Source organism: Planococcus sp. SSTMD024, assembly GCF_041320495.1.
Lineage (GTDB): Bacteria > Bacillota > Bacilli > Bacillales_A > Planococcaceae > Planococcus.
The window spans coordinates 361,814-379,933 of sequence record NZ_JBGGNS010000023.1; the positions used below are offsets into that span (position 1 = coordinate 361,814).

Sequence of the window (18,120 nt, forward strand, 5' to 3'; positions counted from 1 at the left end):
TCCGGTCTTTATGATTTTTTTTCGTCTATTTTTCGAAAGATTAATAGATGAAAGGTTTCTGCCAAAAGAAGCCTTTCATGTATTAATTCATTAAATCAAGAAACAACCAGTCTCCGAGGGAGTGAAAACCGTGGAATATGTTATTGAAATGCTGAATATCCGCAAAGAGTTCGGGAATTTTGTCGCCAACGACAACATCACCCTGCAGCTTGAAAAAGGGGAAATTCATGCACTGCTCGGTGAGAACGGGGCAGGAAAATCCACCTTGATGAATGTCTTGTTTGGATTGTATCAACCGGAAGGCGGCGAAATCCGCGTCAGAGGGAAGAAAGTGGACATTTCCAACCCGAACGTGGCGAACGATCTCGGGATCGGCATGGTGCACCAGCATTTCATGCTCGTCGAGAATTTCAGTGTCACCGAAAACATTATTCTTGGCAGTGAGCCGACGAAGGTGGGGGTGACCAACAAGAAGGATGCAGCCAAGAAAGTGGCGGAGTTATCCAAGCAATACGGATTGAACGTGGACCCTTATGCCATCATCGAAGATATCTCTGTCGGCATGCAACAACGTGTGGAAATTTTAAAAACGCTTTACCGCGGGGCGGAGATCCTGATCTTCGATGAGCCAACTGCATCGCTCACTCCCCAGGAAATCACGGAATTGATCCAGATCATGAAGCGGTTGATCGCTGAAGGCAAATCGATCATCCTCATCACTCATAAATTAAAAGAGATCATGGACGTTTCAGACCGCGTCACAGTCATCCGCAAAGGGCAAGGCATCGGAACCGTCACGACGGCTGAAACAAACCCGAATGAGCTGGCGGCCTTGATGGTCGGTCGCCAAGTGACATTTAAAACCGAAAAGGGCCCGGCATTCCCGGCTGAAGAAACCTTGACCGTTAAGGATCTTGTTGTCGAAGACTACCGCGGCATTCCCAAGGTAAAGAACTTGAATCTCGCTGTCCGCAAAGGCGAAATTGTCGGAATTGCGGGAATCGATGGCAACGGCCAATCGGAATTGATCGAAGCGATCACCGGGCTTCGCAAAGTGAAAAGCGGCAAGGTGCTGATCCACGGCAAGGATGTCACCGGCATGAAGCCGCGTAAAGTAACACAATCCGGTGTCGGCCATATTCCACAAGACCGCCATAAGCACGGTTTGGTGCTCGATTTCCCGATCGGCCACAATATTGCCTTGCAAACATATTATATGGCGCCGATCTCGAAGTCGGGAATTATGGACTACAACAGAATTACGGAAAAAGCCGAGCAAATCATCAAAGATTTCGATGTCCGGACGCAAGGACCGCATGAACCGGCAAGGGCGCTGTCTGGCGGCAATCAGCAAAAAGCGATCATCGGCCGGGAAGTCGACCGCAATCCGGATCTGCTCATTGCAGCGCTGCCGACGCGCGGTTTGGACGTAGGGGCTATCGAATTTATCCATAGCCGCTTGATCGAACAGCGCGATAACGGAAAAGCGGTGCTATTGATTTCTTTCGAACTGGATGAAGTCATGAATGTCTCCGACCGGATAGCCGTTATCCATGACGGTGAAATCGTCGATGTGGTCATTCCTGAAGAAACGACTGAACAAGAACTGGGTCTTCTCATGGCTGGCCATGCGGACAAAGACAAGAAAGGCGGGAAACACAGTGTCGAATAGAGTGACAAACTTGCTGGTCCCGATCGTTTCCGTCGTGCTTGGCCTAATTGTCGGGGCGATCATCATGCTCGTCAGCGGTTATAGCCCAATCGAAGGCTATGCTGCGTTATGGAACGGTATTTTTGGAGACCTTTACACAATCGGCGAAACGCTTCGCCAAATCACACCTTATCTATTGGCTGGATTAGCCGTTGCATTCGCTTTCCGTTCTGGTTTATTCAATATCGGGGTCGAAGGGCAGTTAATCGTCGGTTGGTTCGCTGCAGCGTATGTCGGCGTTGCGGTTGAACTGCCGAAAATCATCCATTTGCCGCTGGCGATTTTAGCAGCGGCTGTAGCCGGGGCATTATGGGGCTTTGTGCCGGGGCTATTAAAAGCCAAATTCCGCGTACACGAAGTTATTGTCACCATCATGATGAACTATATTGCGCTTCACGTTACCAATGCATTGATCCGGACGGTATCCGAAGGGGGAGACCGCACAGAGCGGATTTTCACCAGTGCCTCCCTTCGTTCCGAATTCTTGGAGAATTTGACGGAATTTTCCCGTTTGCACATGGGCTTATTGCTGGCGCTGATTATGGTGGGCGTCATGTGGTTCATCCTCGAGAAAACGACGCTCGGCTTCGAGCTGAAAGCGGTCGGATTTAACCAACACGCTTCTGAATATGCGGGGATGAATGTAAATAAAAACATCATCATGGCGATGGTCATATCCGGTGCATTTGCCGGTCTGGCTGGCGCTATGGAAGCGCTTGGGACGTTTGAGTACGTTTCGTCCAAAGGCGGTTTTACAGGAATCGGCTTTGACGGCATCGCCGTTGCGCTGCTCGGGATGAATACGCCGCTTGGTGTCATTTTCGGGGCCACGTTATTCGGTTCCTTGAAATACGGCGCACTCAATATGCCGAATGCTGCAGGCATTCCGATTGAAATTGTTGAAATTGTCATCGCCGTGATCATCTTCTTCGTAGCATCCGGCTATATCATTCGTTTGCTGCTGCTCCGAGCGGCCGGCAAAAAGAAGGAGGCGAAGTGATATGAGCTTTTTGGAAATCCTATATTTCATCGTCCCTTCGGCAATTTTCTACGCAGCACCGCTCATTCTTGTCGCAATCGGTGGGGTGTTCTCTGAACGCTCCGGCGTCGTCAACATCGGCCTTGAGGGCTTGATGGTCATCGGTGCATTTGTCGGGATTTTGTTCAACTTGCTGTTCGCGGATACATTCGGCGGAATGACGCCATGGCTGGCCTTGGTTGCCGCGATGGTCGCAGCGCTTTTGTTGTCGCTGCTGCACGCTGTGGCATCGATTTCATTCCGCGCAGACCAAGTCGTTTCAGGGGTTGCCATCAACTTATTGGCAATTGCACTTGCCCTGTACTTGGTCAAGAGTATTTTTGATAAAGGCCAGACAGATTTCATCAGCGAACGCTTTGCGCGCTATAACGTGCCGGTGTTGTCTGAGATTCCGGTCATCGGCCCATTATTCTTCACTTCTGTCTACAATACTTCGTTCTTTGCGATCGGCGTGGCATTCCTCGCCTGGTTCGTCATCTACAAGACGCCGTTCGGCTTACGCTTGCGTGCGGTCGGAGAGCATCCGATGGCAGCTGATACGATGGGGATCAACGTTGCGCGGATGCGCTATGTAGCGGTCATGATTTCAGGCGCTCTCGCTGGGATCGGCGGCGCGATCTATGCGCAGACGATCACGGGGGATTTTGGCCATGCCACGATCAACGGCCAAGGGTTCATGGCGCTTGCTGCGATGATCTTCGGAAAATGGCATCCGCTCGGTGCGATGGGCGCAGCTTTGTTCTTTGGCTTCGCACAATCCTTGAGCATTGTCGGTTCTTCAATTCCGGTCATCCAGGAAATTCCGAACGTCTTCCTGTTGATCTTGCCGTATGTCTTAACGATCTTCGCACTGGCGGGCTTCATAGGCCGTGCCAATGCACCGAAAGCAAACGGCAAACCGTACATCAAAGGACAGCGATAAACAGATGCCGCATATCAGCGGTCAAAAGCAGCTGGTGGGGACTTCCCACCGGTTTTTTTGTGGAGAAAATCAGGCAACGATGATGTGCAGTTTGAAAAAAACCCTACATTAAATAAGGTGCGGGAGGCTGAGTTCTTGCGAGGAAGCCGCATAATCGGGCAGGCGCTTGAAATTCGCCTGCTTTTTTCCAGCCGTTTCCTCCGGTTTCATTGCAATTAAAGGAAAAAGTCCGGTATAGTTAGTGTAAGAATCACGAGAGGGGATCCAACATGTTTGAAACCAAGAAGATTGCAAAAGGCGTCCATGTCCATGTACATGAAACGACGCAATTTAAGACCATTAATTTCTCGATCCGCTTCAAGGACCGGCTCACCGTGAAAAATGCTTCCGAGCGCGCAATCCTGGCGAATGTTTTGCAGCACAGCAACGAAATGTACCCATCCCATACGGCACTGCGCATGGTGCTTGATGATTTATACGGAACCTCATTATACATAGATTCCACCAAACGCGGAGACGACCACATCGTCAATTTGAATGTCGAAACCGTCAATGATCAATATCTGTCGGATGAAGGCGTGCTTGAGAAAGTGATGAATTTGATGTATATCGTCCTGTTCAAGCCGAATTTCGAAAATGGACTGTTCAAGGAAAGCATCTTCAAGCGCGAACAGGAATCGATTGTCCAGCGCATCGAGTCGGTATTTGACGACAAAACCCGCTACGCACAGCAGCGCATGATGGAACTCGGGCTTCCCGGCCATCCCGCTTCAATCACTTCGAACGGTTCAATCGAACAAGTGAAGCAAGTGACGAATGAATCATTGGTCGCTGCATACCATCATATGCTGGAAAATAACGAAGTGGAAATTTACGTAGTGGGAGACGTTTCGCCGGAAGTGATCTCTTCCCATATTCGCGATTATTTCCATTTTGCCGACCGCAAAGAACTTCCTGAAAAAACGGCAAGCCAATTGCAGCCGCCTGAGCAGTCCCGCGTGCTGGAATACGAGGACATGAAACAAGGGAAATTGCATATGATGTTCTTCACGCCGGTCACTTTCCGCGATGAAGAGTTTCCGGTCATGCAATTGCTGAACGGCATTTTCGGCGGTTATGCGCATTCGAAACTGTTCGCCAATATCCGCGAGAAGGAAAGCATGGCATATTACGTCTCAAGTTCTTATGCTTCGCAGTTTGGTTTGATGTTCGTCCTTGCCGGGATCGACCGCAAGCTGGAAGAAAAAGCGGTGTCGTTGATCCTCCATCAATTGGATGAAATTAAAGAAGGGCACATCACCGATACGGAATTGGAGCAGACGAAGGCATTGCTCACCAATCAACTAAAAGAAGCGCTCGATTCGTCAAGAGGCCAGATTGACATTTACGATCAATACATGGAACTTTCGGAAGACTTCGAACCCGCTTATTTGATCGAAAGATGGGATAAAGTGACAAAAGAGCAGATTGCGCAGGCAGCACAGGATTTGAGCCTGCAAATGACGTATTTCTTGTCCGGCAAGGAGGATGCAGCTGATGAATAAAATGGAATTCAAGCAACTCGAAGAAACACTTTATCATGAAGAACTGCCGAACGGTTTGACGGTTTACATCTTGCCGAAACGCGGATTCTCAAAAACCTATGCGACCTTCACGACCAAATACGGCTCGATCGACAACCATTTCGTGCCGCTCGGTGAAAAAGAAGCGATTCAAGTGCCGGATGGCATTGCGCATTTCCTGGAGCATAAAATGTTCGAAAAAGAAGAAGGCGACATCTTTCAGGAATTCAGCAAAAACGGCGCTTCCGCCAATGCATTCACGTCGTTCACGCGGACGGCGTATCTATTTTCCGCGACAGGGCGCATCCAGGAAAACGTTACGACCTTGCTGGATTTTGTCCAAAGCCCTTACTTCACCGAACAGACGGTAGAAAAGGAAAAAGGCATCATTGCGCAGGAAATCACCATGTATGACGACCAGCCGGATTGGCGCCTGTATTTCGGCATGATCGAGAATCTGTATAAGAACCACCCCGTGAAAATCGATATCGCCGGGACAGTTGAGTCAATCCAGCACATCACCGCGGAACATCTCTATACGTGCTACCACACCTTCTACCACCCGTCGAATATGGCGTTGTTTATCGTCGGAAACGTCGAGCCTGACAGCATGATGCAATTCGTCAAAGACAACCAGGCGGCGAAAACATTCGATGCGCCTGCGCCGATCGAGCGCATTTTCCCTGAAGAGCCAAAGGAAGCGGCCATCAAGGAGCGGACATTGGAAATGGCGGTCCAAAAACCGAAAGTCTTTGTCGGCGTCAAACCGGAACGCCTGGATCTGCACGGCCCGGAAATGCTCAAGCATGAATTGTCCGCACAGCTCGCGTACGAATTATTGTTCGGGAGGACCTCCAATTTCTACCATGAAGCTTACGAGAACGGCTGGATCGATGAATCGTATTCATTTGACTATTCACTGGAAAGTGGATTCGGCTATGCGCTCATCGGCTCGGATACGAACCATCCTGAAAAATTTGCGCAAGAGGTCAAAAAAACGATTCACCAAGCGGTGGAAAAATGGCCGTTCGGTCAAGAAGACCTGGACCGCGTGCGCCGCAAGAAAATCGGCTTTTTCATGCGCGCTTTGAATTCACCGGAATACATCGCCAACCAATTTACGCAATATGCGTTCAACGGCATGAACCTTTTTGATGTCGTGCCAGTACTTGAACAAATCGAAGTGGCGGATTTACAGGAAGCCTTCGCTGAGGTCAGCGCCGAAAGCCAGCAATCCGTCTTCACGATCAAATCACCGGAGAAAGAACAGGCGTGAAGCGATTCGCTCTGATTCTCGGGGCATCGGGAGACATCGGCGGCGCGATCGCCAGGCAGATGGCGGAAGAGGGCTGGTCGCTGTATCTTCATTACCATTCGAATGCCCTTGAAGCGTTGGTGGAGGAGCTTAGCATGGACTACCCGGAGCAGGAGTTCATCCCGGTACAAGGCGATTTCACGAAAGACGGCGGCTCCCAGCAAGTCGCAAGCCAAGTCTTCGACAGCTCGTGCGTCGTCTGTGCGAGCGGACATGCGCTCTCTGGCTTATTGCAGGATACCAGCAGTGCCGAACATGACGATCTATGGCGCGTCCATGTAAAGAATCCGATCGAGACCGTGCGGCTATTGTCGCCTTATTTCAGGAGGCATGCCAAATCCTATGTCATTTTTATCGCGTCGATATGGGGCGAAACGGGGGCTTCGATGGAAACGGCTTATTCGGCTGTAAAAGGTGCGCAACTCGCATTCACGAAAGCCTATGCCAAAGAGATGGCGCCATCCGGCACGCGCGTCAACGCGGTGTCGCCCGGGTTGATCCGCACGAAAATGAATGCCGGATTGACGGATGAGGAATGGCGGGAGCTCGAAGAAGAGATTCCGCTCGGGGCAGGTTCTCCTGAAGATATCGCCCATGCGGTGGCGTTTTTAGCCAGCGGCAAAGCGGATTATATTACCGGGCAGACGATCCGTGTCAATGGCGGCTGGCTGATCTAGCATAGGCGAGCTTTTCACCATTGTGGATGTAGGCTATCATAAAGGCAATGAACCATAGGATGACGCATATATGGGAAAGGAGAGTGAAGCATGAAAGAATGGTATTTTGAGTATGAAATCCAAGTCAACCGCCCGGGCCTGCTCGGGGATATCGCATCGCTGCTCGGCATGCTGCGCGTCAATATCGTCACCATCAACGGCGTGGACCAGGGGCGTCGCGGCATGCTGCTGCGTGCGGAGCATGATGTGCAGATCGAACGCTTTGAACAGATTCTGTCGACGATCGAAACGATTGCGGTGACAAAATTCCGCGAACCGAAATTGCGGGACATTCTCGCAGTGCGGCATGGCCGTTATATCCAGCGCGACGCAGACGACCGCAAAACGTTCCGGTTCGTGCGGGACGAACTCGGCCTGCTCGTCGATTTCATGGCAGAAATCTTCAAACAGGAAGGCCATAAACTGGTTGGGCTCCGGGGCATGCCGCGTGTCGGAAAGACCGAGTCAATCGTCGCCGCAAGCGTCAGCGCCAACAAGAAATGGATTTTCCTGTCCTCCACGATGATCAAGCAGACCGTCCGCAACCAATTGATGGGCGATGAACACAACGACAATAATATTTTCATCTTGGACGGCATCGTCACGAGGCGTTCAGCCGATGAGCGCCACCTTCAACTCGTAAGAGAGATGATGCGCATGCCGACCATCAAAGTGGTTGAGCACCCCGATAAATTCGTCGAGCATTCCGAGTACAGCATCGACGATTTCGATTACATTATCGAATTGCGTCATCATCCAGAAGAAAAGATTACGTATGAAGTATTGGAGAAAAACACGTTTATGGACAATAAAGACCAGATGGACATGTTCGGCGACGGTTTCAACTTTTAACCAGGCAGGTGATGACATGGGACAATTGGGCACGAAGCTGAAACAGGCAAGGCTGGATCAAGGATTAAGTTTAGAACAGCTAAATGAGCGGACAAAAATCCAAAAGCATCATTTGGAAGGCATCGAAACAGGGGATTATTCGGCCATACCCGGCAGCTTTTACGTGCGTGCATTTATCAAGCGCTATGCACAAGCGGTCGGCTTGGACGGCGATGCCTTGTTAAGGGAGCATCAAAGTGAATTGCCGGAAGATGAGCCGAGGACCGCCCCTGCTGAGCATTTAACGCGCAGGCCGGAGAAGAAAAAACGCAGCTCTGGCCCCGTCGCGGAATCGATGCCGAAAGTATTGGTGGCATTATTTATCGTTTTCATACTATTGGTCATTTGGTATTTCTATCTGCTCAGCACATCGGGAAACGACGTCCAGCCTGAAGAAGAGAGCGGCGATGTGGAATATGAGGCCCCAGTTGAACAACCGGAAGAACAGCCGGAAGCGGACGAGGAAGAAGAAGCTCCTGCTGATGAACCGGAAGAACAGCCGGAACCCAAAGAGCCACAAGCCCAATTGGAACTTGAGAGCGTATCAGGTGAGACAACGACATATACCTTCACAGGCCCCGCTGACAAGCAGCTCGAATTTACCGCAAATGGGGCATCCTGGCTGAGTGTTCTGAATGATGACGGGGCTGAACTATTGAGTCTCGCCCGCGTGTTCGAGGCTGGGGAAACGGAAGCTGTTGATGTATCCGATGAAACGAACGTTTTCATGCGCGTCGGGGATTACACCATGCTCTCAATTGAATTGAACGGCGAAACGGTGCCGTATGAACAAGAGCGAAAACCGCAAAACATCATCATCCGTTTTGATGATGCCGAATAGCCATCACCCGATGGCTATTTTTCTGCAAGGATTGAAAGGAGAAAAACAAATGAATATTCCAAATCAAATCACCATCTCACGGATCTTGCTCATCCCGATTTTCATGGCTTTCATGCTCGTCGATTTCGGCTGGGGGGAGATCACGCTTCTGGGGGCAACGCTGCCGGTCGCGCATTTCATCGGCGCATTGATCTTCATTTTCGCGTCCGCCACCGATTGGGTCGACGGATATTATGCGCGCAAATACAATCTAGTGACGACATTCGGCAAGTTCTTGGATCCCCTTGCCGACAAACTCCTCGTCTCCGCAGCGTTGATCATTTTGGTCGAGCTCGGATTCGCACCGGCATGGGTCGTCATCGTCATCATCAGCCGTGAATTCGCGGTTACGGGCTTGCGTTTGGTGCTGGCAGGCGAAGGGGAAGTCGTAGCAGCAGGGAATTTAGGCAAGATCAAGACCGTCACACAACTGTTCGCCATCATTTCGCTATTGCTTTACAATATGCTCTTCGCCTTAGTGGGCATTCCATTCGGCGAGATCATGCTTTATATCGCTTTGGTGTTTACGGTCTGGTCCGGATGGGATTATTTTTATGCCAACCGCAAAGGGCTTATGGCGTCCAAATAAACGCTACATGAAAGGAAGACCGCTATGAACGCAGAAATTATCGCTGTCGGCTCAGAGCTTCTGCTCGGCCAGATCACCAATACGAATGCCCGCTTCATTTCGGGGCATCTTGCTGAAATCGGAATCAATGTGTATTACCACACCGTAGTCGGCGACAACCCGGAGCGTTTGAAAGAAACGATCGCCATCGCGGAATCGCGAGCCGACCTGATTATCTTCTCCGGAGGGCTCGGTCCGACGAAAGACGATTTGACGAAACAGACCATCGCAAACCATCTGGGCACGACACTTTCGATGGACGATTCGGCAATGGAATCGATTGCCGCGTTTTTCGAGCGCGCCGGCCGCCCGATGACCGACAACAATAAAAAGCAGGCGCTCGTGCTTAAAGGCAGCGAAGTGCTGTTCAATGAGAACGGCATGGCACCGGGCATGATATATCAAAACGGCGACCATATGTATATGCTGCTGCCCGGGCCGCCACATGAACTGGAGCCGATGTTCCAATTCGAGGCGAAACCGAAATTGGTGCGCATGCTCAACGAGGAAAACGTCATCCTTTCACATGTGCTGCGTTTCTACGGCATCGGGGAAGCGGAACTCGAAGACCGCCTGCAGGACATTTTGGATAAGCAGACCAACCCGACGATTGCCCCGCTGGCATCGGCCGGCGAAGTCACGCTGCGCATCACGGCGAAGACGGACACCACGGATGAGGCGTGGAAATTGATCGATGGCGCAAAACAAGAAATCTTGGAGCGCGTCGGTGACTATCTGTACGGCTATGACGACGATTCTCTTGCCTCGAAAGCCATCGATTTATTGAAACGCCAAGGCAAGACGGTTTCGGCGGCAGAAAGCTTAACAGCAGGGTTGTTCCAGTCGGAGCTAGCTTCTGTCGCTGGGGCGAGCGCTGTCTTGAATGGCGGCGTCGTCACGTACAATGAACAGATGAAAATCCAACAGCTCGGCATGACGCCGGGATTTTTCAAAGAGCATTCCGTCGTCAGCGAAGAAACGGCTGCAGCGATGGCTTCGGCTGTCCGGGAGAAATTCAATACCGATGTGAGCGTCAGTTTGACCGGGGCAGCAGGGCCGGATGCACATGGCGAGGAACCGGCAGGAACGGTATGGATCGGCATCGCGAGCCATCAGGGCACGAAAACTTATCGCCTCCAGCTATCGGGAATGAGAAACACCAATCGCATCCGTGCGGTGAAACTGGCCTTATACTACTTGATACGGACACTGGCAGATGAAGACGCACGCAAAATTTAATTTTGCGTGTTTTTTCATGCCCATTTCCGGGGAATGATAGGATAGTGGCGATCAAATTCGGGAAACATTTATACGAACACGAATAAACGTTCGCTTTTTTCTTGTAAATTTCTCAATAAACTAGTATACTGAAATCAGTTAGAAAAATGGTTTCCACATAAGAGGAGGATTTCTTTTGAGCGATCGTAAAGCAGCGCTGGATATGGCGCTAAAGCAAATAGAAAAGCAATTTGGTAAAGGGTCTGTCATGAAATTGGGTGAAAGCACAGGCCATAATGTCTCAACCGTTTCAAGTGGTTCGTTGTCCCTTGACATCGCACTTGGCATAGGCGGATATCCGCGTGGGCGGGTCATCGAGATTTACGGTCCGGAAAGTTCGGGTAAAACGACGGTCTCGCTCCATGCCATCGCTGAAGTGCAAGCTTCCGGCGGCACGGCTGCATTTATCGATGCAGAGCATGCACTCGACCCAGTATATGCAAAAGCGCTTGGTGTCAATTTGGATGAACTATTGCTATCCCAGCCCGATACAGGCGAACAGGCACTAGAAATTGCAGAAGCGCTCGTGCGCAGTGGTGCGGTAGACATCGTCGTCATCGACTCCGTAGCGGCACTTGTGCCAAAAGCGGAAATCGAAGGCGAAATGGGCGACTCCCACGTCGGGCTCCAAGCCCGCCTCATGTCACAGGCTCTCCGTAAACTGTCGGGTGCCATCAATAAATCGAACACCATTGCTGTATTCATCAACCAAATCCGTGAAAAAGTCGGCGTCATGTTCGGGAACCCGGAAGTCACACCGGGTGGCCGCGCGTTGAAGTTCTATTCATCTGTGCGCCTAGAAGTACGCCGTGCAGAAGCCTTGAAATCCGGCAATGACATCATCGGTAACCGCACGAAGATCAAAATCGTCAAAAATAAAGTAGCTCCACCGTTCCGCACGGCGGAAGTCGATATCATGTACGGTCAGGGGATTTCGCGTGAAGGTGAAATTGTCGACCTTGCAGCAGATCTTGATATTGTCCAAAAAAGCGGTTCATGGTATTCCTATAACAATGAACGCGTCGGGCAAGGCCGTGAAAATGCCAAGCAATTTATGCGTGAGCATGAAGACATCCGCAACGAAATCGCAGGCAAGGTCCGTGAACATTATGGCATGACGGCAGCTTCCTATTCAGTATCTGTCCCAAAAGATGACAAGAAAGAAGCAGAAGACTTCAACTTGCTTGTCGACGAAGAGGAATAGGCTTCGGCTTGAACTTCCATAGAGACTTTCTGTAAAGACTGCGAAGCAATTGCTTCGCAGTCTTTTTTGTAAGCAAAGGGCGCCGGCGTGGCAGGGTTGACAGGGCATAGGTCCATCTATACAATTAAAATTGTATTATTTACTAATTTTTAAACGATTGATGAAAGACAACGAGTTATTGATTCATCCTTTGAAAATGTAAAAAATCAATAGCAAGAGGAGGTGTCCGAATGGGTATTACTGAGTTCATCTTCGCTTTGCTTGGTATCATCGTCGGTGTAGTTGTTGGGTATTTTGCATTGAAAAAGGCAAACGATTCCAAAATGGCTGGCGCCAAACATTCCGCAGAGCAAGTCGTCGAAGATGCAAAACGGGAAGCAGAGGCGCTGAAGAAAGAGGCCTTGCTGGAAGCGAAAGACGAAAATCATAAATTGCGTACTGAAGCTGAATCTGAAATTCGAGAACGCCGATCGGAAATGCAGAAACACGAAAATCGGTTGTTGCAGAGAGAAGAAAATTTGGATCGCAAGGATGATGCATTAAACAAACGCGAGGCCGGCCTTGAACGCAAGGATCAGGCTCTTGCCGAAAAACAACAGCATATTGAACAGATGGAGAGCAAAGCTGAGAATTTGGTTCAGCAGCAACAAACCGAAATGGAACGGATTTCATCGTTGACACGTGAAGAAGCGAAAAGCATCATTCTTGAGCAAGTGGAGAATGAATTGTCGACAGACATCGCAGTCATGGTCAAAGAATCGGAAGCCCGTGCCAAGGAAGAGTCGGACAAAAAAGCGAAGAACATCCTATCGCTCGCAATGCAGCGCTTTGCTGCAGACCATGTAGCGGAAACGACCGTTTCCGTGGTCAACTTGCCGAACGACGAGATGAAAGGCCGCATCATCGGGCGTGAAGGACGCAATATCCGGACGCTTGAGACCTTGACCGGTATCGATTTAATCATCGACGACACGCCGGAAGCGGTCATTCTTTCCGGGTTTGACCCGATTCGCCGCGAAACAGCGCGTTTGGCACTTGAGAAGTTGGTGTCGGACGGGCGCATCCATCCAGCGAGAATCGAGGAAATGGTTGAGAAGTCAAGACGTGAAGTCGATGAACAAATTCGTGAAATTGGTGAACAAACCACATTTGACGTAGGTGTACATAACTTGCATCCAGACTTGATCAAAATACTCGGTCGACTCCGTTACCGCACAAGCTATGGCCAGAACGTACTGAAACACTCGGTTGAAGTAGCGTTCTTGTCAGGCCTCATGGCAGCAGAGCTTGGAGAAGATGTGACACTTGCACGACGCGCGGGTCTCTTGCACGATATCGGCAAAGCCATCGACCACGAAGTCGAAGGCAGCCACGTTGAAATCGGTGTGGAGCTCGGGACGAAATACAAGGAACATCCAGTCGTCATCAACAGCATCGCTTCCCACCACGGCGACACGGAAGCGACTTCGGTCATTTCGGTCATCGTCGCAGCAGCGGATGCACTATCCGCCGCTCGCCCAGGTGCCAGAAGCGAAACGCTCGAGAACTATATCCGCCGGCTTGAGAAGCTGGAAGAGATTTCGGAGTCTTACGAAGGTGTCGAGAAATCGTTCGCCATCCAAGCCGGCCGCGAGATCCGGATCATGGTTCGCCCGGAGCAGATCGACGATATGACAGCTCACCGCCTTGCACGCGATATCCGCAAGCGCATTGAGGAAGAATTGGATTATCCAGGACATATCAAAGTGACGGTCATCCGCGAAACGCGCGCCGTTGAATACGCAAAATAAAAACGAAAAAGGCTTCGTTGAATATCCATTCAAAGAAGCCTTTTTCTTATGGGGAAAGGTGATTGCATGAAAGTTTTATTTATCGGGGATATTGTAGGGTCAATCGGGAGAGAAGCGCTCGAAAGTTATTTGCCGCGGCTGAAACGCAAGTATGCACCGGATGTCGTCATCGCAAACGGCGAAAACGCTGCAGCTGGGCGGGGCATCACGAAGTCGATCTACCAGGATCTCTTGTTCATGGGGGTCGACATGGTGACTATGGGCAACCATACATGGGACCAAAAAGAAATTTTCGATTTTATCGACGATGTGGATTACTTGATCCGACCGGCGAACTTTTCGGAAGAAGCGCCTGGCCGCGGCATGGCCACTGTCACGAAAAACGGCAAAACCTTGTCGGTCATCAATTTGCACGGCCGCGTGTTCCTTCCTGCCCATGACGATCCGTTCAAGATGGCGGATGAATTGATCGAGGAAGCGAAGCAAGTATCGCCGCTCGTCTTCGTCGACTTCCATGCGGAGGCGACAAGCGAGAAGATTGCGATGGGCTGGCATTTGGATGGCCGCGCTTCTGCTGTCGTCGGAACGCATACTCATGTCCAGACAGCTGATGCACGGGTTCTTCCAGGTGGTACAGCCTATATTTCGGACGTCGGCATGACCGGCCCATACGACGAAATCCTTGGCATGAAGCGTGATTCGGTTTTGTACCGTTTCAAGACGAATATGCCGACGCGCTTTGAAGTGCCAAAAACAGGCCGTTCGGTCGTCAGCGGGTTTTTCACGGAAATTGACGACAATACCGGCAAAGCTTTAGGCTGTGAGAGAATCTACATCAATGAAGATTACCCATTCCAAGCATGAACCCGGTGTCGAATTAACGACAATTGCCCGCACAGCTTGTATCAAGCCCCATTCGTTCAGTATAATGGGTAGAGATGGACGAATGGCTGGCTTGAGACAAAATTGTTGTCGGGCTTAGCGGATTCACTGTACAATCGTAAGCGAAAGTGTTCTGACAGATAAAGAAAATCAAAATATAGCGTCTGATGCCGGGGTTTGGCACCGGACCAGGAAATGGGTGTCTACGGAAATGACTTATACAAAACAACAAATCGTCGATAAAGCACGGGAAGTAGCGGACATGATCGCTGAAACAGAAGAAGTGGATTTCTTTAAGCGTGCGGAAGCACAAATCAACGAAAACCAGCAAATCCGCGAAAAAATTGCCAGCTTGAAAAGCCTTCAAAAACAAGCGGTCAACTTCCAGCATTACGGGAAAGAACGCGCGCTTGAATTGATCGAGAAAAAAATCCAGAAAATCGAAGATGAAATTGATGCTGTGCCGATCGTTCAGGAATTCAAGCAATCGCAAAGCGATGTCAATTCGCTGTTGCAGATGGTTTCTACGGCCATTGCCAATCAAGTGACCAACAACATCATCACGGATACTGGCGGCGACTTGCTGCGCGGTGAAACAGGATCCAAAGTACGGAACGATGGCGGCGGAAGCTGTTCATGACCCGCGGTGCAAAACAAATTGCGCAGTGATCTTATAGAAACTGAAAGAGCCCAGCTCTTTCAGTTTTTTCGTTTCTGCCTTTGAGTTTGTTATAATGGGGAAACGAACAATTGATTGAATGAGAGAGGGTAGACAATGGCACCGACACCAATGATCCAACAATATTTGCAAGTGAAATCCGAATACCAGGATGCGTTCCTGTTTTTCCGTTTGGGTGATTTTTATGAAATGTTTTACGACGACGCGATCAAAGCGTCCCAGTTACTGGAAATCACGTTGACGAGCCGCGGCGGCAATGGAGAAGACCGCATTCCGATGTGCGGGGTTCCGCATCATTCCGCGAAAAATTATATTGACCAGCTGATTCAAAAAGGACATAAAGTCGCGGTGTGCGAACAAGTGGAAGACCCGAAAACGACCAAAGGCGTAGTTAAACGTGAAGTGGTCCGCCTCATTACGCCCGGGACGCATACCGAAGGCAAAAGCGTCGATGCCAAAGCGAATAATTTCATTGCGGCTGCCGATGAAGTGGCAGGCGGTTTTGGCCTTGCGTATTTGGACATCTCTACGGGCGAATCGACCGCCACCTACATAGCGGGCAACGAAAAAGCCTTGCTCAACGAACTCCAGGCGCTGCATATCCGCGAACTGGTCGTCTCGGAGCAATTGCGCTTATTGCTCGCAGAAGAGGACCAGCAGCTCATTTTATCAGTCGAGCATATGGAAGCGCCTTTTGCAGCGGAACCGTCCTTGTTCGCCAACTGCCCAACCGAGCTGGAAATGTGCAGCAAGCGGCTGCTCGCCTATATCGCAGCGACCCAAAAACAATCGCTCGGCCATATCCAACCGTTTAAATTCCGTGAAAATGCCCGCATCCTCGGCATCGATTATTACTCAAAGCGCAATTTGGAATTGATCGAATCGATCCGTGGCGGTGACAATAAAGGCACGCTTTTATGGCTACTGGACGAAACGGTCACGGCCATGGGCAGCCGCAAGTTAAAGCAATGGCTGCACCAGCCGCTCGCGGACCGCTTTGCGATCGAAGCACGTCAGAAAATGGTCGAAGCTTTAATGGACCGTTATTTCGTGCGTGTGGAATTGCAGCAATTATTGAAAGAAGTATATGACCTCGAGCGTTTATCTGGGCGTGTGGCATTCGGCAGCGCGAGCGGGCGGGATTTGGCGCAGCTGCGCAATTCCTTGGAGAAGATTCCGGAACTCGTGCGTGAGCTTGCGGGCTCGGGTCACTCTTCGCTCGAGCAATTCAGCGCCGGTTTGGACCCGTGCCCGGAAGTATGCGAGTTGCTGGCTGCAATAAGCGACAATCCGCCGCTATCAGCGAAAGAAGGCGGCATCATCCGCGACGGCTTTAATGCGCAATTGGATGAATACCGGGACGCTTCACGAAACGGCAAGGACTGGATTGCGGAACTCGAGCAAAAAGAACGGGCGAAAACCGGGATCCGTTCCTTGAAAGTCGGCTATAACCGTATTTTCGGCTATTACATCGAAATTTCAAAAGCCAATATGCATTTGGCGGACCTCGAACGATATGAAAGAAAACAGACACTGGCCAATGCGGAGCGCTATATTACGCCGGAGTTGAAAGAAAAAGAAACCTTGATTTTAACGGCGGAAGAAAAAAGCCTGACATTGGAATACGAATTGTTCGTCAGCGTGCGCGAGCAAGTGAAAGAGTACATTTCGCGCATCCAGCAACTGGCTTCGAAAGTCAGCGCGCTCGACGTCTACATCAGCTTTTCAGAAGTTGCGGAGAAATACCGTTTCACAAAACCGTCCTTAAATGACGGGCGGACAATTTCGATTCGCGAAGGCCGCCATCCGGTCGTCGAGAAGATGCTCAACAAACAGCATTATGTCCCGAACGACTGCGAACTCGGCGATGATGGCAACATGCTGTTAATCACTGGGCCGAATATGTCCGGCAAAAGCACCTATATGCGCCAAGTCGCCTTAACGATTGTCCTGGCGCAAATCGGAAGCTACGTCCCAGCGGCTTCTGCGGAATTGCCGATTGTCGACCAGATCTTCACGCGCATCGGTGCTGCGGACGATCTGGTCTCCGGCCAAAGTACGTTCATGGTCGAAATGATGGAGTCGCAATACGCCATCACCCATGCCACAGACCGCAGCTTGCTGCTATTCGATGAAATCGGGCGCGGCACCTCGACTTACGATGGCATGGCACTGGCGCAGTCGATGATTGAATACATCCATGAACAGATCGGCGCCAATACGTTGTTCTCAACGCATTACCACGAATTGACGGCACTCGAGGAAACACTGCCGAAACTGAGCAATGTCCACGTTTCCGCTATGGAGCAGTCAGGCAAAGTGGTGTTCCTGCACAAAGTGAAACGGGGGCCGGCCGATAAGAGCTACGGGGTGCATGTAGCGGAACTGGCCAATTTGCCGGAAGCGATTTTGCGCCGCGCGCGTGAATTATTGCTTAGTTTCGAGGCGGATAATCATAAAACACAGCAGCAGGCAGAACAATTATCGTTTTTTGATGAACGCGATACGGTGAACGAAGAAGTTCTTCAAACCATCAAAGATGCATCGGTTTCACGCATGACGCCACTTGAAGCGTTGCAGCTGATCAACGACTTGCAGGAGAAAATTAACGGAGGAGGCTAAT

Annotated in this window: 15 protein-coding genes; all 15 read left to right on the forward strand. The window is 50.4% G+C overall.

Going from position 1 to position 18,120, the window contains the following annotated elements; translation table 11 throughout:
- Nucleotides 1–130 precede the first annotated feature (130 nt).
- The 15 genes from AB9R92_RS16095 to mutS all read left to right on the forward strand — a co-directional run bounded on the left by AB9R92_RS16095 (nt 131) and on the right by mutS (nt 18,119).
- Nucleotides 131–1,672, forward strand: a complete 1,542-nt coding sequence (locus AB9R92_RS16095) for an ABC transporter ATP-binding protein (RefSeq protein WP_370670444.1) — start codon at nt 131–133, stop codon at nt 1,670–1,672.
- Nucleotides 1,662–2,711: an ABC transporter permease gene (locus AB9R92_RS16100; protein WP_274843951.1), complete on the forward strand. Its 1,050-nt coding sequence runs from the start codon at nt 1,662–1,664 to the stop codon at nt 2,709–2,711. The genes AB9R92_RS16095 and AB9R92_RS16100 overlap by 11 nt, the downstream gene beginning before the upstream one ends.
- A 1-nt stretch (nt 2,712) precedes the next feature.
- Complete coding sequence (locus AB9R92_RS16105; protein ID WP_370670445.1) at nt 2,713–3,672, forward strand: ABC transporter permease; 960 nt, start codon at nt 2,713–2,715, stop codon at nt 3,670–3,672.
- Nucleotides 3,673–3,941: 269 nt separating this feature from the next.
- Entirely contained in the window at nt 3,942–5,216 is a 1,275-nt protein-coding gene (gene yfmF / locus AB9R92_RS16110; protein ID WP_370670446.1) for an EF-P 5-aminopentanol modification-associated protein YfmF, read from the forward strand.
- Entirely contained in the window at nt 5,209–6,510 is a 1,302-nt protein-coding gene (gene yfmH / locus AB9R92_RS16115; protein ID WP_370670447.1) for an EF-P 5-aminopentanol modification-associated protein YfmH, read from the forward strand. The genes yfmF and yfmH overlap by 8 nt, the downstream gene beginning before the upstream one ends.
- Complete coding sequence (gene ymfI / locus AB9R92_RS16120; protein ID WP_370670448.1) at nt 6,507–7,226, forward strand: elongation factor P 5-aminopentanone reductase; 720 nt, start codon at nt 6,507–6,509, stop codon at nt 7,224–7,226. Before yfmH ends, ymfI begins: the two co-directional genes overlap by 4 nt.
- A gap of 90 nt (nt 7,227–7,316) precedes the next feature.
- Nucleotides 7,317–8,117: a YmfK family protein gene (locus AB9R92_RS16125; RefSeq protein WP_058380490.1), complete on the forward strand. Its 801-nt coding sequence runs from the start codon at nt 7,317–7,319 to the stop codon at nt 8,115–8,117.
- A gap of 16 nt (nt 8,118–8,133) precedes the next feature.
- Nucleotides 8,134–8,997: a helix-turn-helix domain-containing protein gene (locus tag AB9R92_RS16130; RefSeq protein ID WP_370670449.1), complete on the forward strand. Its 864-nt coding sequence runs from the start codon at nt 8,134–8,136 to the stop codon at nt 8,995–8,997.
- 49 nt (nt 8,998–9,046) lie between these two features.
- Complete coding sequence (gene pgsA / locus AB9R92_RS16135) at nt 9,047–9,625, forward strand: CDP-diacylglycerol--glycerol-3-phosphate 3-phosphatidyltransferase (protein ID WP_370670450.1); 579 nt, start codon at nt 9,047–9,049, stop codon at nt 9,623–9,625.
- A gap of 24 nt (nt 9,626–9,649) precedes the next feature.
- On the forward strand, nt 9,650–10,903 hold the full coding sequence (locus AB9R92_RS16140) for a competence/damage-inducible protein A (protein ID WP_370670451.1): 1,254 nt from the start codon (nt 9,650–9,652) through the stop codon (nt 10,901–10,903).
- A gap of 175 nt (nt 10,904–11,078) precedes the next feature.
- Nucleotides 11,079–12,146: a recombinase RecA gene (gene recA, locus AB9R92_RS16145; protein ID WP_370670452.1), complete on the forward strand. Its 1,068-nt coding sequence runs from the start codon at nt 11,079–11,081 to the stop codon at nt 12,144–12,146.
- A 230-nt stretch (nt 12,147–12,376) separates the two neighbouring features.
- On the forward strand, nt 12,377–13,936 hold the full coding sequence (gene rny / locus AB9R92_RS16150) for a ribonuclease Y (RefSeq protein ID WP_058380495.1): 1,560 nt from the start codon (nt 12,377–12,379) through the stop codon (nt 13,934–13,936).
- A 66-nt stretch (nt 13,937–14,002) separates the two neighbouring features.
- Entirely contained in the window at nt 14,003–14,800 is a 798-nt protein-coding gene (locus AB9R92_RS16155) for a TIGR00282 family metallophosphoesterase (protein ID WP_370670453.1), read from the forward strand.
- A 229-nt stretch (nt 14,801–15,029) separates the two neighbouring features.
- Nucleotides 15,030–15,458: a YlbF/YmcA family competence regulator gene (locus AB9R92_RS16160; RefSeq protein ID WP_058380497.1), complete on the forward strand. Its 429-nt coding sequence runs from the start codon at nt 15,030–15,032 to the stop codon at nt 15,456–15,458.
- A gap of 135 nt (nt 15,459–15,593) precedes the next feature.
- Nucleotides 15,594–18,119 (forward strand): DNA mismatch repair protein MutS, encoded by a 2,526-nt coding sequence (gene mutS / locus AB9R92_RS16165; protein ID WP_370670454.1) that lies wholly within the window; start codon nt 15,594–15,596, stop codon nt 18,117–18,119.
- Nucleotide 18,120: the final 1 nt, after the last annotated feature.